This is a genomic window from Paraburkholderia dipogonis, from assembly GCF_046027395.1.
GTDB lineage: Bacteria > Pseudomonadota > Gammaproteobacteria > Burkholderiales > Burkholderiaceae > Paraburkholderia > Paraburkholderia dipogonis_A.
Genome location: NZ_JAQQEG010000008.1, coordinates 1 through 20980, shown reverse-complemented (window position 1 = coordinate 20980; position 20980 = coordinate 1). Strand labels below are relative to the sequence as shown.

21 protein-coding genes are annotated in these 20980 nt (G+C 64.8%); 17 read left to right on the top strand and 4 right to left on the bottom strand.

Annotated elements, in window-relative coordinates; translation table 11 throughout:
* Positions 1–13: 13 nt before the first annotated feature.
* Together PQR32_RS10030 and PQR32_RS10025 are read right to left on the bottom strand one after the other, a co-directional pair.
* A complete protein-coding gene (locus PQR32_RS10030) occupies positions 14–517 on the bottom strand; it encodes an LEA/WHy family protein (protein ID WP_408225237.1) in 504 nt (167 codons plus the stop codon).
* Between the two features lie 70 nt (positions 518–587).
* Entirely contained in the window at positions 588–962 is a 375-nt protein-coding gene (locus tag PQR32_RS10025; RefSeq protein WP_408225235.1) for a hypothetical protein, read from the bottom strand.
* A gap of 178 nt (positions 963–1140) precedes the next feature.
* On the opposite strand from PQR32_RS10025, the gene PQR32_RS10020 reads away from it, so the two are divergent.
* The 6 genes from PQR32_RS10020 (at position 1141) to PQR32_RS09995 (ending at position 7275) form a co-directional block, all read left to right on the top strand.
* A complete protein-coding gene (locus PQR32_RS10020) occupies positions 1141–2637 on the top strand; it encodes an aminotransferase-like domain-containing protein (RefSeq protein ID WP_408225232.1) in 1497 nt (498 codons plus the stop codon).
* A 251-nt stretch (positions 2638–2888) separates the two neighbouring features.
* Entirely contained in the window at positions 2889–3278 is a 390-nt protein-coding gene (locus tag PQR32_RS10015; RefSeq protein WP_408225229.1) for a hypothetical protein, read from the top strand.
* A gap of 409 nt (positions 3279–3687) precedes the next feature.
* Positions 3688–4173 (top strand): PaaI family thioesterase, encoded by a 486-nt coding sequence (locus PQR32_RS10010; protein WP_408225226.1) that lies wholly within the window; start codon positions 3688–3690, stop codon positions 4171–4173.
* A gap of 112 nt (positions 4174–4285) precedes the next feature.
* Positions 4286–5284 (top strand): NADP-dependent oxidoreductase, encoded by a 999-nt coding sequence (locus tag PQR32_RS10005; RefSeq protein WP_408206470.1) that lies wholly within the window; start codon positions 4286–4288, stop codon positions 5282–5284.
* A 59-nt stretch (positions 5285–5343) separates the two neighbouring features.
* Positions 5344–6234 (top strand): SDR family oxidoreductase, encoded by an 891-nt coding sequence (locus tag PQR32_RS10000; RefSeq protein ID WP_408225674.1) that lies wholly within the window; start codon positions 5344–5346, stop codon positions 6232–6234.
* Between the two features lie 81 nt (positions 6235–6315).
* Positions 6316–7275, top strand: a complete 960-nt coding sequence (locus PQR32_RS09995; RefSeq protein ID WP_408225223.1) for an alpha/beta hydrolase — start codon at positions 6316–6318, stop codon at positions 7273–7275.
* A 44-nt stretch (positions 7276–7319) separates the two neighbouring features.
* Here PQR32_RS09995 and PQR32_RS09990 read toward each other — a convergent pair whose 3' ends face one another.
* Both PQR32_RS09990 and ygfZ read right to left on the bottom strand, forming a co-directional pair.
* A complete protein-coding gene (locus PQR32_RS09990; RefSeq protein ID WP_408225220.1) occupies positions 7320–8165 on the bottom strand; it encodes an NRDE family protein in 846 nt (281 codons plus the stop codon).
* Positions 8166–8258: 93 nt separating this feature from the next.
* Complete coding sequence (gene ygfZ, locus PQR32_RS09985) at positions 8259–9332, bottom strand: CAF17-like 4Fe-4S cluster assembly/insertion protein YgfZ (protein ID WP_408225217.1); 1074 nt, start codon at positions 9330–9332, stop codon at positions 8259–8261.
* A gap of 78 nt (positions 9333–9410) precedes the next feature.
* Between ygfZ and mltG the strand changes: the two genes are divergently transcribed.
* The 11 genes from mltG to PQR32_RS09930 all read left to right on the top strand — a co-directional run bounded on the left by mltG (position 9411) and on the right by PQR32_RS09930 (position 20973).
* Entirely contained in the window at positions 9411–10421 is a 1011-nt protein-coding gene (gene mltG, locus PQR32_RS09980; RefSeq protein WP_408225671.1) for an endolytic transglycosylase MltG, read from the top strand.
* Positions 10421–11041 carry a dTMP kinase gene (gene tmk / locus PQR32_RS09975; RefSeq protein ID WP_408225668.1) on the top strand — a complete coding sequence of 207 codons (621 nt, stop codon included), beginning with the start codon at positions 10421–10423 and terminating at the stop codon, positions 11039–11041. Before mltG ends, tmk begins: the two co-directional genes overlap by 1 nt.
* Before the next feature lie 94 nt (positions 11042–11135).
* Positions 11136–12170 (top strand): DNA polymerase III subunit delta', encoded by a 1035-nt coding sequence (locus PQR32_RS09970; protein WP_408225214.1) that lies wholly within the window; start codon positions 11136–11138, stop codon positions 12168–12170.
* 139 nt (positions 12171–12309) lie between these two features.
* A complete protein-coding gene (locus tag PQR32_RS09965) occupies positions 12310–12843 on the top strand; it encodes a GNAT family N-acetyltransferase (protein WP_408225211.1) in 534 nt (177 codons plus the stop codon).
* Between the two features lie 32 nt (positions 12844–12875).
* The gene (locus tag PQR32_RS09960) at positions 12876–13667 is read left to right on the top strand and encodes a TatD family hydrolase (RefSeq protein WP_408225208.1); all 792 of its coding nucleotides are present in this window, start codon (positions 12876–12878) and stop codon (positions 13665–13667) included.
* A gap of 67 nt (positions 13668–13734) precedes the next feature.
* A complete protein-coding gene (locus tag PQR32_RS09955; RefSeq protein WP_408225206.1) occupies positions 13735–14448 on the top strand; it encodes an ankyrin repeat domain-containing protein in 714 nt (237 codons plus the stop codon).
* A gap of 360 nt (positions 14449–14808) precedes the next feature.
* Complete coding sequence (locus PQR32_RS09950) at positions 14809–15165, top strand: Rap1a/Tai family immunity protein (RefSeq protein ID WP_012432952.1); 357 nt, start codon at positions 14809–14811, stop codon at positions 15163–15165.
* A gap of 410 nt (positions 15166–15575) precedes the next feature.
* The gene (locus PQR32_RS09945; RefSeq protein ID WP_408225203.1) at positions 15576–16799 is read left to right on the top strand and encodes a mechanosensitive ion channel family protein; all 1224 of its coding nucleotides are present in this window, start codon (positions 15576–15578) and stop codon (positions 16797–16799) included.
* A gap of 214 nt (positions 16800–17013) precedes the next feature.
* Positions 17014–18426, top strand: a complete 1413-nt coding sequence (otsA, locus tag PQR32_RS09940) for an alpha,alpha-trehalose-phosphate synthase (UDP-forming) (RefSeq protein WP_408225200.1) — start codon at positions 17014–17016, stop codon at positions 18424–18426.
* 67 nt (positions 18427–18493) lie between these two features.
* Positions 18494–19675 (top strand): AAA family ATPase, encoded by a 1182-nt coding sequence (locus tag PQR32_RS09935; RefSeq protein ID WP_408225197.1) that lies wholly within the window; start codon positions 18494–18496, stop codon positions 19673–19675.
* A 230-nt stretch (positions 19676–19905) separates the two neighbouring features.
* Entirely contained in the window at positions 19906–20973 is a 1068-nt protein-coding gene (locus PQR32_RS09930; protein WP_408175437.1) for a glycosyltransferase family 4 protein, read from the top strand.
* Positions 20974–20980: the final 7 nt, after the last annotated feature.

Here is a 20980-nt window from a genome sequence, read left to right as displayed (position 1 = left end):
CCGATGACCCGCTTCAAGGCAAAGCCATGCCAGATGACGGCAGGCTCAAGCTGCCCTGATCGACGAATCGTGTCGTGCCCGTCAGTCCACCCGCCAGCTTGCCGCGCAGAATGTACGGAATCTGGCCCGACTGTGTCGCGCCCGCAAAGGCGAAGGCCTGGCGAACCGCGGCGAAAGCGGGCACCGTCAGCGGCACATTGACGACCGTTTCGCCGTAGCGCGGCACGGTGCCGGCCTGGTCGCTCACACCGCTCGCGAACGGTTTGCCGTTCAGTTCGAGATCGAGCGACACGCCGTTGAAGCTGACCGCCGAATCGTTGGGATTCTGCACGCGCAGTTTCACGTTGAAGCGCATCTCGAGGCCCTGGCCGTCGATCGGTTCGATGCCCGCCACGTTCACGCGCACCGGGTCGCCGCCGAACAGGCCGGCGCAACCGTTGAGCGTCAGCGTGACGAGGGCGAGGATCGTGGCCAGACGAACGGAACGGCCGGACAGCAGCGCGCGAAAGAAGGACATGACCTGCACCTCGCAAGAAGCGGCTTGGGTCATGCATTGTACCGGGCCGTGCCGTGCGCCGAGCGGCGTTTCAGGACGCCCGCCGCAGCCGCGTTTTGACGAGGCTGGCCAGCGCACGTACCGTTTGACGGAACAGACCGTGACCGTTCTTTGGCGGCCGCCACGGCTGCACGACAAACGCAGCAGCGTTCGCATGCGCGGCGCTGATCGACACGACGCCGCGTTGCGGCGCCACGAAGCACTCGCCTTCGTGCAAGGTAATCGACGTGAGCGGTACGGCGTCGCCCAGCCATGCTAGCGAGTGGTCGCGAAACTCGAGTTGCAAGTCGCCTTCCGCAGCGACGATCGAGGTCCGGGCGCGCAAGTCATGCACGGCCAACTGGCTGGCCGTGAGGCGAAAAGCAGCGCTGCATGCGGGACCAAAGCGGGATTGACAGACTGACATGGCCGATTCCTTTAAAGCGTTTCCATGCCACACAGCTTATTGAGTCCGCTCGCATGAAAACAGCCGCAGCCATCGACAATGTGAACCGGTACAGCAACGCGTTTCAATGCGCTGTATCGGTCGGAATCGAGCGGATGTGTATCTGTTGTGACGGGCGAACTGTGCGCACTATCGGCTCATGACCCAATCGATCCTGACCCGGCAGGCAGCGCCTGCGGACCGGCTGCCGGATAGCCAGCCTCTCTACCGGCAATTGGCTGATCAATACCGCCGGGCGATCGGCAGCGGCGTGCTGCGTCCTGGCGAGCGCATGCCGTCGGTGCGCGCGTTCATGCAGCGGCATGGCGTGAGTCTCGCGACGGCGACCGAGAGCTACCGCGTGCTGGAACGCGACGCGCTGATCGATGCCCGGCCGCGCGCCGGTTACTTCGTGCGCGTGCCGCCCACGGCTGCGCTGCCGGCCGCGTCGGAGCCCGACCTGGCGGTGCAGCCGGGCGCCGCGCAGTTCGTCGGCATTCACTCGGTGATTTCCGCGATCGTGTCGAAGTTCCAGCGCTATCCGGACGCGCTGAATCTCGGCGGCGCGACCGCGTCGCCCGATCTGTATCCGACGGACGCATTGCAGAAAGCCGCGCTGCGCGCGTTGCGCAAGCGGCCCACCTTGTTGACCGCCGCCGGGCACGACCAGGGCGATCCAGCCTTGCGCGCGATCATTGCGCGCCGCGCGCTCGATGCCGGCATCCAGATCGGCGCCGACGACATCATCATGACCCACGGCGGCATCGAGGCCGTGAACCTCGCGTTGCGGGCGGTGACCCAGCCGGGCGACACCGTCGCGGTCGAGTCACCGTGCTTTTTCGGACTGCTGCAAGCGCTCGAAAGCCTCGGCTTGCGCGCGCTCGAAATTCCGGCCAGTCCGACCACCGGCCTCGCGATCGAAGCGCTGGCATTCGCGCTGCAAACGCATCCCGACATCAAGGCCGTGGTCGTGGTGCCGAACTTGCAGAACCCGCTTGGCAGCGTGATGCCCGATGCGCACAAGGCGCGGCTCGTCGAACTGTGCGCGCGAGCCGGCATTCCGCTGATCGAAGACGATCCGTACCGCGAACTGGCCGACACCGCTCAACCGCCCAAATCGCTAAAGGCGTGGGACACCGACGGCACCGTGATTCACTGCACGTCGTTCAACAAGGTGCTGGCGCCCGGCATGCGGGTCGGCTGGATCAACGGCGGCCGCTGGCATCCGCGCATCGGCATGCTGAAGTTCGCGCAGTCGCGGCACAACGAACAGCTGTCGCAAGTCGTGCTCGCCGAGTTTCTGGAAACGAACGCGTATGAGCGGCATCTGCGGCGTCTGCGCGACCGGTTGCGGCTGCAGCGCGACCGGATGGCGGCGGCGATCGCTACCTCGTTTCCCGATGGCACGCGCTTCACGCCGCCGGGCGGCGGGATGTTTTTCTGGATCGAATTGCCGCGGGAAGTGTCGTCGACGGCGTTCTTCGAGTCCGCGCTGGACGACGGCATTCGCGTGATGCCGGGGACGGTGTTTTCGAATGCCGGGCGCTTCGATCATTTCATCCGGCTCAGTTCGCCGAGCACGGACCTCGATCTGGCCGACGAAGCCGTGCGCAGGTTAGGGCGGCTGGCCGCGCGGATGGCGGCGCATTCAGGTTGATGCGGGTGCGGCGCCGATGTATAAGTGCTTGAAGAAACACATTACTTTGATCATCGGCGGATCGTCTGCCAGCGCAGCGGTTCGTTGCAAGGAGTCACCAAAGACCTGGAAAGCACTCCGAATGGCATCTTCCTATCATTAGCAATCCGGTCATGTGCTGATTGCTCCCTGACTGCTTCTGGCAGATCGTTTCCCGACGGGCAATTCCGATCTGCGCCGCGCCACGATTCGACAATCATCACGGAGACGATATGCCATTCATTTGCGAAAATGTCGAGTGCCGAGCTGTGCTTGCTCGCAAACAGGTCAAACCGAATCGGGACAACAATTCGTTTTACTTCTATTGCCCCGACTGCAATACGCGGAACGAACTGATCGATGTCGGCGCCGCCGGCGGTCCCCTGGAATTGATTCAACCCGTGCGGCAAGGACTCCCGCACAAGGTGGTCGCAACGGCGCGGCCCCTGGAGGACGGAAGGTACGCGGCGCAGTTGAGCATCCAGAAAGCGCTTGGAATCAAAGGGCCTTTTGCTGCGGAGGAACGTTGGGAGCAGCTTGGCATATTCCCCGACCCACAAGACGCCGTCAGCTACGCGAAGACCACCGCAGCGGATTGGCTGGGCGCTGACTTCAGGCATTAAAAACGCCGAACGGTTCGGTGTCGCGCTCGCGCGCCGATCTTGACGGTTTGTCTGCGAACGTCTCGTAGGCTTCTTCTAATTTGCCGGCGACGTAGCCTGTACCCGATTGGAGTCACTCGCCGGCCCCAATCGGGCAACAGCCCTGCCAGTCGTCGCAAAGCCTTTCCTTTCGACCCCACGGGCGTGATTTCGCCGCAGAGCGCAACGCTCGCGAGCGAGCCTTCAGTCGCATCGGCAGGGCCTGTTTCTGCCGGCCCGAACCGCCCGATAAAACTCCACCGAACGCGTAAGTTTGATAGGCTTGCTCTTTGCCTTGGCCCATGAGGAAGCTCGAACAAAATGCCGAAGGCTCCTCACGCGCCCCGCATCAACCTCATGAACGTAGCGACTCCACAATCTGCACACAGCCATGACCGATTCGCCTTCATCTAACGCGAGCACTGCGTCCATGCCCGAGAGCCCGTTCGTCGACCGGCTCGGCGCGCAACTCCTCTCGGCCGCGGACGGCGCCAGCGAAGTCGTGCTGCCGCTGCGGCAAGATCATATGAACACGTGGGACGTCGCGCACGGCGGCGTCACGATGACGCTCGCCGACATCGCGCTTGCGATGGCCGCGCGCAGTCTCGCCGGCGACGGCGTCGGCGTCGTCACGGTCGAGATGAAGGTCAACTTCATGCAGCCGGGCCGCGGCGAATTGCGCGCGAGTGGCCGCGTGCTGCACCGCTCGACCACCATGGCCTACTGCGAAGGCGAGATTCGCGACAGCGAAGGCCACTTCGTCGCCAAGGCGCTCGGCACCTTCAAGTACATGCGGCGCCTCGCCGTGGGTCGCGACATCACGCAACAGCGTCTGCGCAGCGACCCGTCGGCGAAACCCGGTCCTAGCGACGGCTGAACGCAGCCGTGTGAACCGCGCGCGTGTCCGGGAGCCGCGCTGGTTCCCGCCTTCACAAAACGCCGTTCGAATCATTCGCCGAATTCATCGGCAACTCATGGAGACGATCGTCATGCCCCAGATCAACCGTCAACTCGTGCTGGCGTCGCGCCCGCAAGGCGCCGTGACGCCCGACAATTTCCGCCTCGTCGAAACGCCGCTCGCCCCGCTGGCCGATGGCGAAATTCGCGTGCGCAATCACTACCTGTCACTCGACCCATACATGCGCGGCCGCATGAACGACAGCAAATCGTACGCGGCGCCGCAGCCGTTGAACGAAGTGATGATCGGCGGCACGGTGGGTGAGGTGGTGGAGTCGAAGAATCCGAAATTCGCGGTCGGCGACAAGGTCGTCGCGATGTTCGGCTGGCAGGAATACGGCACCTCGAACGGAACCGGCGTGCAGAAAGTCGACGATACGCATGTGCCGTTGTCGGCCTATCTCGGCCCGGTCGGCATGCCGGGTGTCACCGCGTGGTACGGCCTGAACCGCATCATCGCGCCGAAAGCGGGCGAGACGGTGGTGGTCAGCGCGGCGAGCGGCGCGGTGGGCAGCGTGGTCGGCCAACTGGCGAAGCTGGCCGGCGCGCGGGCGGTCGGCATCGCCGGCGGCGCGGACAAGTGCCGCTACGTGACCGAGACGCTCGGCTTCGATGCCTGCGTCGACTACAAGGGCGGCAATCTCTATCAGGACCTCAAGGCCGCGACCCCGAACGGCGTGGATGGCTACTTCGAGAACGTCGGCGGCGAAGTGCTCGACGCGACGCTCGCGCGCATGAATGCGTTCGGCCGGATCGCGCTATGTGGATTTATCGCGGGCTACGACGGCCAGCCGTTGCCGCTCAAGCATCCGTCGCTAATGCTCACGCAGCGACTGCTCGTGCAAGGCTTCATCGTCAGCGAGCACATGGACGTGTGGCCGGAAGCGCTCAAACAACTCGGCACGCTGGTCGCGCAAAAGAAGCTGGAATATCGCGAAACCATCGCGCAAGGACTCGATGCGGCACCCGAGGCATTCATGGGTCTGCTCAAAGGCAAGAACTTCGGCAAGCAGCTCGTCAAGCTGATCTGATGGCAGCGGCGGTCAAGCGAATCACACAACACGCCGATCAACTCCACGGGAGTCACATGATGTTCGAATTCGCAGGCAAGGTGGCCGTGATCACCGGTGCGGCGAGCGGTTTTGGCCGCGCGTTCGCGCGCAAGGGCGCGTCGCTCGGCATGAAGCTCGTACTGGCCGACGTGAATCCCGACGCGCTCGCACACACCGTCGATGCATTGCGCGCCGACGGCGCCGAGGCGATCGGCGTGCCGACGGATGTCGCCAACGCAGCGCAGGTCGAAGCGCTCGCGCAAGCGGCACTCGACACCTATGGCCGCGTGCATCTGCTATTCAATAACGCGGGCGTGGGCTCGGGCGGCTTCCTGTGGGAAAGCTCGGCGAACGACTGGTCGTGGGTGTTCGGCGTGAACGTGATGGGCGTTGCGCACGCTGTGCGGGTCTTCACGCCGATCATGCTGGCGCAGAACGAGCCGGCACATATCGTCAACACGGCGTCGGTGGCGGGGCTGCTGTCGCCGCCCGCGATGGGCATCTACAACGCGTCGAAGCATGCCGTGGTGTCGCTCACTGAAACGCTGTATCACGACCTGCAGTTGGCGCAAGGCGGAGAGGCGGCGGCGGGCGGACTGGTCGGCTGTTCGCTGCTGTGCCCGGCCTTCGTGCCGACCGGCATCGCCGACGCGGAACGCGCGCGCCCCGCTGACCTGCGCAACGACAGCGGACCGACGCGCTCGCAGATCGCCGCGGGCAAGCAACTGCAGCGTGCGGTGCAATCGGGCAAGCTGAGTGCCGACGATGTCGCCGACCTCACCTTCGAAGCGATCGCCGCGCGGCGTTTCTATATCGTCACGCATCCGGGCATCATGGCGACGGTGAAGCTGCGTCACGAGGACATCGAGCAGTTGCGCAATCCCACCGATCCAATGTCGCTCAAGCCGGAAGTGAAGAACGCCGGTTAGGCGCGACTTTCATCGCATCGCCGGCGCACTATCGCGCCGGTTTTTTTAAACCTTCGGCGCTTATGCGCCATCAGACGCACCATGCCGCTGAATCCGAAGATCGAGCAGGTGCTCGACATGATCGCGCGGGCCAGGCGCCCGAAGCTTCATGAAATGACCGCGCAAGACGCGCGGGCCTCATACGAAAAAAGCGCGCCGATTCTGGAGATCGCCAGCGCGCCGATGTTCGCGCTGGAAGATCTGCGCATCCCGACACGCGACGGCGCGACGATTCGCGCGCGCCTTTACCAGCCTGTCGAGCCGAGCTGGGCCGAGCCCGCGCCGGCGCTGGTCTACTACCACGGCGGCGGCTTCACGGTGGGCAGCGTCGATACGCACGATGCGCTGTGCCGGATGTTCGCGCGCGACGGCCGGTGCGCGGTGTTATCGGTGGATTACCGGCTCGCGCCCGAATACAGATTTCCCACGGCCGTCGAGGATGCGTTCGACGCCTTGAGCTGGCTGCATACGCATGCCGCGGAATACGGAGTGGATACCAGCCGGCTCGCGGTAGGCGGCGATAGCGCGGGCGGCACATTGGCGACGGTCTGCGCAGTGCTCGCACGCGACGTCGGGATGAAGCTCGCGTTGCAAATGCTGATCTATCCTGGCACGACCGGCTATCAGCAAACCGATTCGCACTCGCGCCTCGCCGACGGCTTTCTGCTGTCGGGCGACACGATTCAATGGTTCTTCGAGCATTACGTGCGCGACACGGGCGACCGCGACGACTGGCGTTTCGCGCCGCTCGACGGCCAGCGCGGCGCGCCGGATTTCAGCGGTGTTGCGCCGGCATGGATCGCCACCGCCGAATACGATCCCTTGAGCGATGAAGGCGATGCCTACGCGGAGAAATTGCGCGCCGCGGGCAATGCGGTCACGCTCAAGCGCTATCCGGGCATGATCCACGAATTCTTTAAAATGGGCGGCTTCGTACCCGAGGTCGCGCAGGCGCACGCGGATGCCGCCGCGGCATTGCGCGCGGCGTTCGGCATCGAGTGAACGCGGTTCTGCGGCTAGTCAAATAGCGGTCGGCGCAACGACCTTCAGACGACCTCGCGTTCGATATTGAAAGCGAAGCTGCGCTCGAAGTCGCCGGGCCGTGCGATCCGGTGCGAGCCGTTGTCGTCGCTACGCTCGGCGACGGCCACGCTGATCACTTCGCCATGCGCGGCCACGCGCAACGCGGTCGTGCCGCGCGTGCCGTACTCCGGCGTTTCGATGAATGCCGCCGATAGCGCCCGCTCGCGTTCGAGCGGAATGCCGGTGGAAGGCAATTCGTCGTCGCGCGCGAGGCGCGGATCGCGCATCAGATCGATCAGGCGTTCGAGCGGTGGCATGGCGTCGCGCGCGAGCAGCGTCCCCAGTTCCGCGCGCTTGTTCACCAGCTTCGGCCACGCGGTATCGAGCACCGCGTTCGAGATGCCGTGCGTGCCCGGTGCGAGCAACGCGGGTGCGAGATCCGCCCGGTTGCAGTACCAGGCGAGTTCGCGGCGCGCCCAGTCGCCCACCAGCAGATTGAAACCGTTGTAGATGTCGCCGGTTTGCGCGACGTGCTGCAGGTACGCGAGCGGGGTGTCGTGCGGGCTGCCACTCACGTCGCTTGTGCCGCCGCTCAGCCAGTCGCTGACGAGCGTGCCGCGGGTCGGCGCGTCGGCGCGCATTTCGTGCGGCGCGCGGTAATTGGTCAGCGCGGCGAAGCGGCCGTCGCGCGACATGCCGAGCCACGTGCCGCCGCCCACCAGATCGCGGCCGGCCAGCACGCCCGGCGCGTCATGCCACCAACTGATCGGTTCGGCCGTGCGGCGAAAGAATTCGTCGCGATTCGCGGCGAGCGTGAAGAGCGGGCCGTCGACCGCGTCGGGTCGCCAGTCGAAGACGATCAGGCACATCGGGGAGCGTCTCCCGGTTGGGGCGGGCGTTACAGTTGAAGAGGCCAGTAAAAAGCGGCGCCTGATTGCGCCGCTTCGTACCGTGCGAGAAGTTCAAATTTCCGTCGGCAACCCGTAGGGCAGCGCGAGAAACCGAAGCGCCGGGCCGTCCGCCGCGCCCAGATGCACCGAGCCGTTTTCCAGCGCCGCGAGCTTGATTTCGACGAGCACATCGACGCCGCCGTCCGGCGCCGACGCCGCATTCACGACCATGCCGCACGGCTGACCCGGATCGTCCGAATGGAACAGTTCCGCGCCGGCGTGCACCGTGTCGAGTTCGCCGGTCACGTTGGCCAGCGACGTGCGCCGCTTGATCGTGCCGCGATACTGGCTGCGCGCCACGACTTCCTGACCGGGGTAGCAGCCTTTGCGGAAATTCACCGCGCCGAGCACGTCGAAATTGACCATTTGCGGCACGAACTGCTCGACCACCGGCTGGGTGATGCGCGGCTCGCCCGCGCGAATGTCGAGCCAGTCCCACACGGCCGGCGAGACGCGCTTGAGCTTTTCGTCGAGCACGGGCAGGAGCGACTCGACCTGCGCTTTCGGGCCGATCCACAGAAAACGCAGGTGTTCGAGCGCATCCGGCACGCGAATCAGCGAGCCCGCCGCGCCGTCCACCTTCACGTGCACGCCGTCCGGCAGCGCATCGAACACGCCGGAGAGCGCCTTGCGCACGTCGCCGGCGAGACCGACCACGGCCAGTTCGCCGCTCGCGTCGACGAGCTTCGCTTTGGCGCGCAGCACGAACATCGAAAGCCGCTTCTGCACGGCGGCCTGCACGTCTTTCGACGCCAGCAGGCGGATCGTATCGCCGCTGCGCCAGGTCAGGAACGATGCCAGCAGACGTCCCTTGGCCGAACAGTAGCCGGCCAGGCGCGCATTGGCGGCGTCGAGGTGCTGGGTGTCGTTGGTCAACTGGCCGTGCAGGAAGCTCGCTGCGTCGTCGCCGGTGGCGTCGATCACGCCGAACTGCGTGAGCGGCATGTATGCGCCGTGGTGAATTGCGGCGTTGAATTCATCGGCGGAAGGGCGCGGCAGCGTGGGCAGGCCGGTGGGTGCCGTGGAAGTTGCCGGGACGGCGGTGCCTGAGAGAGTGCCTGAATCGGTAGCGAGCGGTGTGTTCATGGATTCCGGGAACAGTCAATTCTGACTTTAGCTAAGGCAAACAAGTATTATATGCAGTCCAACCCTGCCACGTTTCGCATGACCCTGTTCAAGAAATGTTTCATTGCCGGCTCACTTGTCGTTGTGCTGGCCGCAGCCGCAATTGCCGGCGGGTACCACTGGGCCAACAGCCCGCTCGAGCTGACCCCCGCGCAACTCGATGTCACCGTCAAGCCGCACAGCAGCTTGCGCAGCGTCACGCTGCAGCTCAATCGTGGCGGCGTTCCGGTCGAACCCGAACTGTTCGTCATCATGACGCGGCTGCTGGGGCTGCAAAGCGAGCTGAAATCGGGCAACTACGAATTCAAGACGGGCGTGACGCCGTACGAGGTGCTGCAGAAAATCGCCCGCGGCGACGTCAATGAATACGTGGCGACCATTATCGAAGGCTGGACCTTCAAGCGCATGCGCGCCGAGCTGGACGCCAATCCGGCGCTCAAGCACGACACGATCGGCATGAGCGACACCGATCTGATGAACGCGATCAATGCGCCGGAAGCGTCGATCGGCAATGGCGAAGGGCTGTTTTTCCCGGACACGTATCTGTTCGACAAGAACACTAGCGATCTCGACGTGTACCGCCGCGCCTACCGCCTGATGCGTCTGCGTCTTGATGAAGCGTGGACCGCGCGCGCGCCGAACCTGCCGTACAAGACGCCGTACGACGCGCTGACCATGGCGTCGATCATTGAAAAGGAAACCGGCAAGAAGTCCGACCGGCCGATGGTGGCGGCGGTGTTCGCCAACCGTCTTCGCGTGGGCATGCCGCTGCAAACCGACCCGACCGTGATCTACGGCATGGGCGACGGCTACACCGGCCATATCAGGAAAAAAGACCTGCAGACCGACACTCCCTACAATACCTACACCCGGATGGGTCTGCCGCCGACGCCCATCTCGCTGCCCGGTGTGGCGTCGCTGCAGGCTGCGCTCAACCCGGCGCAAACCACCGCGCTCTACTTCGTGTCGCGCGGCGACGGCAGCAGCATCTTTTCTGACACCCTCGGCGATCACAACAAGGCCGTGGACAAATACATTCGAGGGCAATGATGGCGCGGGGCAAATTCATTACGTTTGAGGGCATCGACGGGGCGGGCAAGACCACCCATCTCAGCTGGTTTCGGGAGCGCCTCGAACAGAAAGTCGCAAGCACCGGCCGCTCGGTCGTCATGACGCGCGAACCGGGCGGCACGCCGCTCGGCGAGCAGATCCGCGAGATCGTGCTGCATCAGAAAATGGACCTCGAAACCGAGGCGCTGCTGATGTTCGCGCTACGCCGCCAGCATCTGGCCGAAGTGATCGAGCCGGCGCTCGCGCGCGGCGACTGGGTGCTGTCGGACCGTTTCACCGACGCGACCTTCGCCTATCAGGGCGGCGGCCGCGGCCTGCCGCGCGACAAGCTCGAAACGCTGGAGCGCTGGGTGCAGGGCGGTTTTCAACCGGACCTGACGGTGCTGTTCGACCTCGCGCCCGCGATCGCCAACGAACGGCGCAGTGCGGCGCGCGATCCGGATCGCTTCGAGAGCGAGTCGGTGGCGTTTTTCAACCGGACTCGCGCCGAATATCTGCGCCGCGCCGAAGAAGCGCCATACCGGTTCGCTATCATTGACTCCGCGCAGAGCATTGTGCAAATTCAGAGGAAGCTTGAAGAGTTGATTGCAATTCTTTGATTTTAAAAGAATATAACCTTGTTTTATAACGGTATGCAGAGTTCGTGTTATGTCTCATAAAACTCCTGCAACAGATTGATTTTAAAGAGAAGCGATGATTTATCCGTGGCAAGCCGATGACTGGAACCGCCTGCAGCAGCTGCGCGGCCACTGGCCGCACGCCCTGTTGCTGCATGGACAGGCCGGCATCGGCAAGCTGCGCTTCGCGCAGCATCTCGCGCAGGGCCTGCTGTGCGAGGCGCAACAGCCCAACGGCGAGCCGTGCGGCGCGTGCGTGGCCTGCAACTGGTTCGCGCAGGGCAATCATCCGGACTACCGGATCGTCGTCCCCGAGGCGCTGGCCGCCGAAGCCGGCCTGAACAACGCCGCGGACGAGAAAGCCGACAAGGCCGACGCCGACGAAGGCAAGAAGACCCGCACGCCCAGCAAGGAAATCAAGATCGAGCAGATTCGCGGCTTGGTCGACTTCGTCGGCGTGGGTTCGCACCGCGGCGGCGCGCGCGTGGTCGTGCTGTATCCGGCGGAAGGGTTGAATATCGCCGCGGCCAACGCGCTGCTGAAGACGTTGGAAGAACCGCCGGCGGGCGTCGTGTTCCTGATGGTGTCGGCGCGGATCGACCGCCTGCTGCCCACTATCATCAGCCGCTGCCGCCAATGGCCGATGACCATGCCCGCGCCCGACGTGGCGACGAAGTGGCTCGCCGCGCAAGGCGTGGCCGAAGCGCCCGCGCTGCTCGCCGAATCCGGCGGCGCGCCGCTCACGGCGCTCGCGCTTGCCAGCGACGAGAACCGCGCGCTGCGCGACTGGACACTCAAGCAACTCGCCGCCGGCCCCGATTGCGATGCCTTCGCCTGCGGCGAGGCGCTGCAGAAGCTGCCTGTGCCGCTGGTGCTAGGCTGGCTGCAACGCTGGATGTACGATCTGCTGGCGCAGCGCACGGCGGGCGCGCCACGTTACTTTCCACAAGCGTCGGCGGCGTTGACGCGGTGCGCGTCGCAGGCCGACGCCAGCGCGTTCGCGCGCTTCATGCGCACCGTGACGCGCCAGCGCGCCGTCGAGAACCATCCGTTGAATGCGCGGCTGGTGTTCGAGGAACTGTTTATCGGCTACCGCGACTTGTTCGCGTAAGTTTGTCCGTGGACACGCCGGCAGCGGCAGGCGCGCTTCACAGCGTCACGCGGCTGGCGCCGGTCCCGCCTTTCGTTATGCTCTTGTCGTCCCGCGCCTTTCTTCCCGTTTTGGCCTTCCATCTTACGTTCAACGCACCATGAGCCTTTCCTACCGCGATGCCACGCTCGACGATCTGCCCGCTATCGTCGCCATCTACAACTCAACTGTGCCGTCGCGGCAAGTTACGGCCGATCTCGAGCCGGTCAGCATCGAAAGCCGGCTGGGCTGGTTTCACGCGCACGGCCCGCAAAAGCGGCCGTTGTGGGTGGTGGAAGACGCTCAAAAGCCCGGCCGCGTGATCGCGTGGTTGAGCTTCTCGGATTTCTACGGACGCCCGGCTTATCAACGCACCGCTGAAGTCAGCATCTATCTCGACGAAAGCGCGCGTGGCCGGGGCCTCGGCAAGCAATTGCTGGCGGCGTCGCTCACGGCGGCGCCGGCGCTCGGCATCGACTCCGTGCTCGGCTTTATCTTCGGCCACAATGAGGCTAGCCTGCGCCTGTTCCGCGCGTTCGGTTTCGACACGTGGGGCTCGTTGCCGCGTGTGGCCGTGCTGGACGGCGTGGAGCGCGATCTGGTGATTCTCGGCAAACGCCTCGACGCTGTCGCGGCCGCCGCGAACGCCGCCTGATTCACCTCGCACTTCCTACGCAGGACATCACCATGTTTGTCGACTCGCACTGCCATATCAACTTCGAAGGACTCGCCGACCGCCTGCCGCAGGTGCTCGAGAATATGCGCAGCCACTCGGTCACGCATGCACTGTGCGTGTCCGTCGATCTGGAAACGCTGCCGTCGGTGCTGGATATCGCCAGCCGGTATGAGAACGTGTACGCGTCGGTCGGCGTGCATCCGGATCACGAGGACATGCGCGAGCCGAGCGTCGCCGAACTGGTCGAGCTGGCCGGGCATCCGAAGGTGGTCGCGATCGGCGAGACCGGTCTCGACTATTACCGTCTGGAAGGCCGCACGATCGCCGACATGGAATGGCAGCGCGAGCGCTTTCGCACGCATATCCGCGCGGCGCATGCCACCGGGAAGCCGCTGATCATCCATACGCGCTCGTCGTCGGAAGATACGCTGCGCATCATGGCTGAGGAACGCGCGGGCGAGCCGGGCGGCGTGATGCACTGCTTCACGGAGCCGTGGGCCGTCGCCGAGCAAGCGCTGGCGCAGAATTTTTACATCTCGCTGTCGGGCATCGTCACGTTCAAGAGCGCGACCGACGTGCAGGACGTCGCGCGCCGCGTTCCGCTCGATCGTTTGCTGATCGAAACCGACTCGCCGTACCTCGCGCCCGTGCCGTATCGCGGCAAGCCTAATGAACCTGCGTACGTCAGTTATGTCGGACGGTTCATCGCGCAGCAACGCGAGATGCCGGAAACGGCGCTGGCCGGCGCGACCACGCAGAACTTCTTCCGCCTTTTCAAGATCCCCGCGCCCGCTGGCGCGTGAGACATAAAGTCGATCAATATCAAAAGGATAGGGACGTTTCCTAAAGTTAAATATGAGAGAAATTTCGATGTCGATTGCAGCTTTCCAAGACTTTTCGGCAGCGCGTGGCGCGCTGGCGTCGGCACGGCGCGTCGCATTCGCGGCAACGCTTGCCTGTGTCGCGCTGAGTTCGCTGGTGGTGTCGCCGGCTCAGGCTGCGCCGATCGATTCGCTGATCAAATCGGTCAAGTTCGACGACGTCGACGGCGTCAACAAGCTGCTCGCCAAGGGCATGGACCCGAACAGTGTGGATAACCAGGGCATTCCGCTGCTGGTGCTGGCCGCACGCGAGAAGTCGGACAAGGTCGGCGCCGCCCTGGTCGCCAATCCGAAGACCAACATCGAGATCCAGGACAAGGCCGGCGAGAACGCGATGATGATGGCCGCGCTGAACGGCGACCTCGACTTCGTCAATCTGCTGATCGCGAAAGACGCCGAGGTCAACAAGAAGGGCTGGGCGCCGCTGCACTACGCGGCGGCGAACGGACATGACGACATCGTCAAGGTGCTGCTCGACCATTCGGCCTACGTCGACGCCGGCTCGCCGAACGGCACCACGCCGCTGATGATGGCCGCGCGCGGCGGTCACGTCTCGACGGTGAAGCTGCTGCTCGACAACGGCGCGGACCTGACGGTGAAGAACCAGATCGGCATGACGGCGCTCGATTTCGCGAAGACCTACAAGGAGCCGGACGTGGTCGAAGGACTGACCGCGCGCCTGCAGCAGATGCAGCAGAAGTGATGTGGGCGGTGGCGCGGACGGGCGGTTCCGGGCAACCTGGTCGCCGGCCGCCTTCGCGCCGGCCAGAGGCCAGCCGGTTTGCCAGCCGGGCGCCTGAGCGCCGGTCGGAGGCGGGTTGATCCGCTGGCCGTCTGAGCGCCACTCGGGAGGCGGCCGATTTTGCCGGGCGGCCACCTGCGCGAAACTACCGGCGCAGCCGTCACTGTCCGGCAAGCCAGTAAAAAGTGCCTGAAGATAGCGGCGCCGCGCACGCTTGCGCTTCGCAAAACAGTGCAGAATGACGACTTTGGCGCGCCACATGGGCGCGCCCTTTGGATGCGGCGAAAGACCGCCTGATAAACGACCCTGGAAAGGAACACCATGCTGCGGGCTTTGATTTTCGCCAGCGCGCTTGCCGTACCGCTATCGGCAGCCGCGTTCACGGGAGGCGACCTCAACAAGCTGTGCACCAAGACGGACGTGGCATCGCGTAGCGCGTGTGCCGCTTATATCGAAGGCGCCGCCGACGGCATCTTCAACACCATCGACGCGATCGGCGGCACGACCGGTCCGCGCGTCGGCCAGTACTTCTGCTTGCCGCAGGACGCGCGTTCGGCGCAGCTGACCGACGCCGTGCGCAAGTACATTGCGGAGAATCCGAACGTCGCGGGCTATAACGCCAGCACGGCAATCTCGCTGGGGCTCGGCAAGGCGTTTCCCTGCAAGAGCGGTAGTTGAATTGAATCAGGGCTGATGCCTCGCGCACCCGCATCGGGCGCGGTGAGCGTTTTAGCTTGCGGGTGTGTTTCGGGTTTTCAGCAGCCGGAATCCCGCCGGGGGCTTTTTCGAAGCCCCGCCTGAAACCGGTTTAAACCCCGGCTGTCCTTTTGCAGAAGCGGCTGGCCTCGGCACCTTTCCAGGATCGCGCTGACGAACGACCTAAGATGTCTGTAGGGTAGTCCGCGACGGCGCGCAGTCGTGCGGCTCGCCCTCGCTTCTTTTTGCGTCTTTGGCGAACGCTTCGTCACCGGCGCCCCGGGCGCCCCGGCGCGTCACGCAACACCACAGCCACGTTCGAGGCCCGCCGGTTCCGCGCTCGTTCTGCGCTGGTTCTGTCCACACTCAAGCCAAGGAGGAAAAGCCCCTTCATGCCAACTCTCGACGAACTCAGCCGCATGGCCGAAGCGCCGCTGCATACGTGGCTCGGCGCGTTGATCGTCTCGGTCATCGCGATGGTGCTGGCCGTGGGCATTCATCGGATCGGCGCGCGCATCGTGACGCGGCTCGCGCGGCCTTATCCACTCACCAGCGTGGTGCTGCGCTATATCGACAAGCCGTCTTTGTTCGTGCTCGTGATCCTCGCGCTGGAGGCGGTGTGGTGGGAAGCACCCGACACGCTGACCTTCATCACGCCGCTGCGCGACGCTGTCGCGATCACATTCATCGGCGGGATTACGTGGCTGTCGGTGCGCTCGGCGGCGGCGATCGGCGAGGCGATCATTCAGGCCCATCCGCTCGATACCGCCGACAACCTGCAGGCGCGCCGCATCCATACGCAGGCGCGCGTGCTCGCGCGCTCGGTGATGTTCGTGATCGTGATCGTCGGCGTGGGCGGCGCGTTGATGACGTTTCCCAGTGTCCGACAGATCGGCGCGAGCCTGCTGGCGTCGGCGGGCGTGGCGGGCCTGGTCGCCGGTATCGCGGCACGGCCGGTGCTCGGCAATCTGATCGCGGGCTTGCAGATCGCGCTGTCGCAGCCGATCCGTCTCGACGACGTCGTCGTGATTCAGGGCGAGTGGGGGCGTATCGAGGAAATCACGGGCACGTATGTGTCAGTGCGTCTGTGGGATCAGCGCCGGCTGATCGTGCCGCTGCAATGGTTCATCGAAAACCCGTTTTCCAACTGGACGCGCAGCAGTTCGCAGATCATCGGCACGGTGTTTCTGTACGTCGATTACCGCATGCCGCTCGCGCCGTTGCGCGAGGAGCTCGCGCGCATCGTCGAGGACGCGCCCGAGTGGGATCGCCGCGTGCAGGTGCTGCAGGTCACGGACGGCACCGAGCGCTCCATGCAATTGCGCGCGCTCGTCAGTTCACTCGATTCCGGCCTGAACTGGGATTTGCGCTGCCGGGTGCGCGAGGGGCTGCTCGATTTCATCCAGCAGCATTACCCGCAGTACTTGCCGCGGGCGCGCGCGGAAGTCTCGGCCGAACTCGAAACCGGCAAGGGCGAACCGCTCGACTGGGTGCCGCGCAGCACGCAGACGCCGGCCGGCAGCACGGCCGCGCATACCGAGGCCGACCCGGTGGCAAGCCGCGCCGGACGGCCGTCGGCAGCCGATGTGCCGCGGCCGGTGAAGGAAAAGGTTTGATGCCGGAAAGCGGCGTACTCTGGCATGGAGGTGCCGATGAATGCAACTGATCGGGCACCAAAGCGGTCGAACCGTCCACGCACTCACCAACCTGGCGCGGCATCGCGTGCCTCATCGTGTTTCCGGTTCTCGCTGCGCCATTGCACGCAAGACACCGCGAACACCTGACAACACACCCGAGCGCGCCGCGCGAAAACCAAGGAGGACATGCAACATGGGCCGACTGATCGTCGTGTCGAATCGCGTCGCAACGCCGACGGAAACCAAGGGCTCGGCCGGCGGCCTCGCGGTCGGCGTATTCGGCGCGCTGAAGGATGCCGGAGGCGTGTGGTTCGGCTGGAGCGGCGACGTGGTCAGCGAAACCGTCGCCAACGCGGGTCCGACGCTGGAGCAGGACGGCGCGGTGACCTTCGCGACCGTCGGTCTCACGCGCAAGGATTACGACCAGTACTATCGCGGCTTTTCGAACGCGACGCTGTGGCCGGTGTTCCACTACCGCAACGACCTCGCACGCTACGAGCGCGAGGAGTACGCGGGCTACCGGCGCGTCAACGCGTGGCTCGCGCACAAGCTGATCAAGCTGCTCGAGCCGGACGACGTGATCTGGATTCACGACTACCATCTGATCCCGTTCGCCGAGGCGCTGCGCAACGAGGGCATCACGAATCGCATCGGCTTCTTCCTGCACATTCCGTTTCCCGCGCCGCAGATCCTGCTCAACATTCCGCCGCATGAAGAACTGGTGAAGTCGCTGTCGTGCTACGACTTGCTGGGCTTCCAGACCGCCACCGACGAACTCGCCTTCAAGGACTACGTCACGCGTCACGCGCGCGGCACGGTAGGCGCGGACGGCGTCGTCGAAGCGTTCGGCCGCAAGCTGCGCACGGGCGTCTACCGGATCGGCGTGTTCCCCGACGAAATCGCCGAGCAGGCGAAGCGCTACGAAAGCCGTCAGCACGTGCTCGACCTGAAGCAGAGCCTGGAAGGGCGCAAGCTGATCATGAGCGTCGACCGGCTCGATTACTCGAAGGGTCTCGTCGAGCGCTTCCGCGCGTTCGAGCACCTGCTGGAGCGCTCGCCGGAATGGCGCGGCAACGTCACGCTGGTGCAGATCGCGCCGCCGACCCGCTCGGACGTCGCCACCTATCAGAAGATTCGCCAGGATCTGGAGTACGAAGCAGGGCGCATCAACGGCCGTTACTCGGGGCTCGACTACACGCCGATCCGCTATCTGAACCAGCAGTACGACCGCTGGAAGCTGATGTCGCTGTTTCGCGAATCGCAGATCGGTTTCGTCACGCCGCTGCACGACGGCATGAATCTGGTCGCGAAGGAATACGTCGCCGCGCAGAATCCCGACGACCCCGGCGTGCTGGTGCTGTCGATTTTCGCGGGCGCGGCCGCGGAGCTGACCGGCGCGCTGCTGGTCAATCCGCATGATGCGATCGGCATGTGCGAAGCCTTGCAACGCGCGTTGCAGATGCCGCTCGACGCGCGTCAGCGGCGTCACGAGATCAACATGGCGGCGCTGCGCAAGAACGATCTCGGCGTGTGGCGCGACACCTTCCTGCGCGATCTGCGCAGCGTGCCGGCACAGAAGCCGGGCAAGGGCGGCGGGCACAAGTGATGGGGTGTTTCCACGGGGTAGTTTTGCGAGGCGCGTCGCGCCTCGCTGCTGAAGGCGGGGCGGCCGCATGCTGACCACGTTGGCTGTCGCGGGTTACCGCTCGCTGCGCGAGTTGATCGTGCCGCTCGGCCGCCTGAATGTGATCACCGGCGCGAACGGCAGCGGCAAGTCGAGCGTGTACCGTTCGCTGCGCCTCTTGGCCGAAACGGCGCGCGGCGGCGTGATTACTTCGCTGGCGCGCGAGGGCGGCTTGCCGTCCACGTTATGGGCCGGTCCTGAACGCTTTTCGCGGGCCGTGCTGGCGGGTGAGTTGCCGGTCGAAGGCACGCGCCGCAAAGAGCCGGTGAGTCTGCGGCTCGGTTTTTCCGGCGAGCATTTCAGTTATGCGATTGATTTGGGCCTGCCGCCGCCCGAAGACCGGCCGCCTGATGAAGCAAGCAAATTCCTGCTTGATCCAATCATCAAGCGCGAATGCATCTGGAGCGGCCCCGTGCTGCGGCCGTCAGCCTTGCTGGTGGACCGCCACGGTCCGGCGCTGCGCACGCGCGATGAGCAGGGCGACTGGCAAACCATTCCACAGCCCGTCGCCAGCTTCGACAGCATGATGACGGAGTTCTCCGACCCGCGGACCGCGCCCGAGATGGTCACGGTGCGCGAGCAGATCCGCTCGTGGCGTTTCTACGATCATTTCCGCACCGACGCCGACGCGCCCGCGCGTCGGCCGCAGATCGGCACGCACACACCCGTGCTCGCGAACGACGGCGCGGACCTCGCCGCCGCATTGCAAACCATCCGCGAAATCGGCGACCCGGCCGCGCTCGACGCCGCCATCGACGACGCGTTTCCCGGCTCGCGCCTCGACGTCACGACACTGGACGGCCGCTTCGAAGTGGTGATGCAGCAGCACGGCCTGCTGCGGCCGCTGAAGGGCGCGGAGCTGTCGGACGGCACCTTGCGCTATCTGCTGCTGGTCGCGGCCTTGCTGACGCCGCGACCGCCCGAGTTGCTCGTGTTGAACGAACCCGAGACGAGCCTGCATCCCGACCTGCTGCCGGCGCTCGCCCGCCTGATCGCGCGGGCGGCCGCGCATTCGCAGGTGCTGGTGGTGTCGCATGCGGCGCGTTTGATCGCGGCGCTCGAGCGCGAGGAGGCGAGCCAGTCGATCGTGCTGGAAAAGCAGTTCGGCGCAACCCGGATCACCGACGCGGACGACCGCGATTTACCGGCCTGGAAATGGCCCGCACGCTGACACGTGATGCCGTTCAAGCGTCGAGCCGTATGTAAGCTGAATGTAACAGCACCGAGGAAATGCAAGACCAGAGGCTTTTTGTTGTCCTGTAGTGAATAATGCTTCGATGCCGGTGGTGCACGCGGGTGGATTCGGCCGTTGCATTGATCGGAGGTATCGGCGCTGTCATACTCAGCGCCGCTGACGCGCACCGCCTCGCGGCGCAAGCCGTCAGCTTACGGAGACACAATATGAAGATTGCGCAGATCGCCCCTTTGACCGAATCGGTGCCGCCGAAGCTATATGGCGGCACGGAGCGCGTCGTGTCGTACATCACCGAGGCGCTGGTCGATCTCGGCCATGACGTGACGCTGTTCGCGAGCGGCGACTCCGTCACCAGCGCGAAGCTCGAAGCCGTCTGGCCACGCGCGCTGCGTCTCGATCCGGGGATTCGCGACCGCGTGGCGCCCCATATGCTGCTGATGGAACTGGTACGCCGCCAGGCCGAAAATTTCGACGTCCTGCATTTTCACCTCGACTATTACTCGTTCTCGGTTTTCAAGCGCCAGGACACGCCGTTCGTCACGACGATGCACGGCCGCCTCGACTTGCCCGAGCAACAGCCGGTGTTCGACACCTTCAACACCGCGCCGGTGATCTCGATTTCGAATTCGCAGCGGCATCCGCTGCCGCAGGCCAAGTGGCTGACCACCGTCTATCACGGCTTGCCGGAGCAGCTCTACACGCCGCAGCCGGTCGAGCAGAAGTACCTCGCGTTTCTCGGCCGGATCTCGCCGGAAAAACGGGTCGACACCGCGATCCGGATTGCGGGCCGCTGCGGCATGCCGATTCGCATCGCCGCGAAAGTGGATGCCGCCGATCGCGAGTATTTCGAGCGCGACATCCGGCCGTTACTGGATTTGCCTTATGTCGAGTTCATCGGCGAGATCGCGGATAACCAGAAGGCCGAATTCCTGTCCGGCGCGCACGCGCTGCTGTTTCCGATCGACTGGCCGGAGCCGTTCGGCCTCGTGATGATCGAAGCGATGGCATGTGGCACGCCGGTGATCGCGTTCAACCGCGGCTCGGTGCCGGAAGTGCTGGAAGACGGCGTGACGGGTTTTATCGTCGAAGACGAAATCGGCGCGGTGGCGGCGGTCAATCGCCTGCACAAGATGCCGCGCGCGGGCGTGCGGCAGCGCTTCGAGGAGCGCTTCACCTCGCACCGCATGGCGCAACAGTATGTGGATGCGTATCAGCTGGTAATTCGCGCGCAGAAGCGGTCGCGCTTCAAGGTGATCGATACGTCGGGAAGCTGAGCTGAAG

Coding starts and splice junctions, on each gene's coding strand:
- PQR32_RS10030 (WP_408225237.1), bottom strand. CDS start 517: ATGTCCTTCTTTCGCGCGCTGCTGTCCGGCCGTTCCGTTCGTCTGGCC.
- PQR32_RS10025 (WP_408225235.1), bottom strand. CDS start 962: ATGTCAGTCTGTCAATCCCGCTTTGGTCCCGCATGCAGCGCTGCTTTT.
- PQR32_RS10020 (WP_408225232.1), top strand. CDS start 1,141: ATGACCCAATCGATCCTGACCCGGCAGGCAGCGCCTGCGGACCGGCTG.
- PQR32_RS10015 (WP_408225229.1), top strand. CDS start 2,889: ATGCCATTCATTTGCGAAAATGTCGAGTGCCGAGCTGTGCTTGCTCGC.
- PQR32_RS10010 (WP_408225226.1), top strand. CDS start 3,688: ATGACCGATTCGCCTTCATCTAACGCGAGCACTGCGTCCATGCCCGAG.
- PQR32_RS10005 (WP_408206470.1), top strand. CDS start 4,286: ATGCCCCAGATCAACCGTCAACTCGTGCTGGCGTCGCGCCCGCAAGGC.
- PQR32_RS10000 (WP_408225674.1), top strand. CDS start 5,344: ATGTTCGAATTCGCAGGCAAGGTGGCCGTGATCACCGGTGCGGCGAGC.
- PQR32_RS09995 (WP_408225223.1), top strand. CDS start 6,316: ATGCCGCTGAATCCGAAGATCGAGCAGGTGCTCGACATGATCGCGCGG.
- PQR32_RS09990 (WP_408225220.1), bottom strand. CDS start 8,165: ATGTGCCTGATCGTCTTCGACTGGCGACCCGACGCGGTCGACGGCCCG.
- ygfZ (WP_408225217.1), bottom strand. CDS start 9,332: ATGAACACACCGCTCGCTACCGATTCAGGCACTCTCTCAGGCACCGCC.
- mltG (WP_408225671.1), top strand. CDS start 9,411: ATGACCCTGTTCAAGAAATGTTTCATTGCCGGCTCACTTGTCGTTGTG.
- tmk (WP_408225668.1), top strand. CDS start 10,421: ATGGCGCGGGGCAAATTCATTACGTTTGAGGGCATCGACGGGGCGGGC.
- PQR32_RS09970 (WP_408225214.1), top strand. CDS start 11,136: ATGATTTATCCGTGGCAAGCCGATGACTGGAACCGCCTGCAGCAGCTG.
- PQR32_RS09965 (WP_408225211.1), top strand. CDS start 12,310: ATGAGCCTTTCCTACCGCGATGCCACGCTCGACGATCTGCCCGCTATC.
- PQR32_RS09960 (WP_408225208.1), top strand. CDS start 12,876: ATGTTTGTCGACTCGCACTGCCATATCAACTTCGAAGGACTCGCCGAC.
- PQR32_RS09955 (WP_408225206.1), top strand. CDS start 13,735: ATGTCGATTGCAGCTTTCCAAGACTTTTCGGCAGCGCGTGGCGCGCTG.
- PQR32_RS09950 (WP_012432952.1), top strand. CDS start 14,809: ATGCTGCGGGCTTTGATTTTCGCCAGCGCGCTTGCCGTACCGCTATCG.
- PQR32_RS09945 (WP_408225203.1), top strand. CDS start 15,576: ATGCCAACTCTCGACGAACTCAGCCGCATGGCCGAAGCGCCGCTGCAT.
- otsA (WP_408225200.1), top strand. CDS start 17,014: ATGGGCCGACTGATCGTCGTGTCGAATCGCGTCGCAACGCCGACGGAA.
- PQR32_RS09935 (WP_408225197.1), top strand. CDS start 18,494: ATGCTGACCACGTTGGCTGTCGCGGGTTACCGCTCGCTGCGCGAGTTG.
- PQR32_RS09930 (WP_408175437.1), top strand. CDS start 19,906: ATGAAGATTGCGCAGATCGCCCCTTTGACCGAATCGGTGCCGCCGAAG.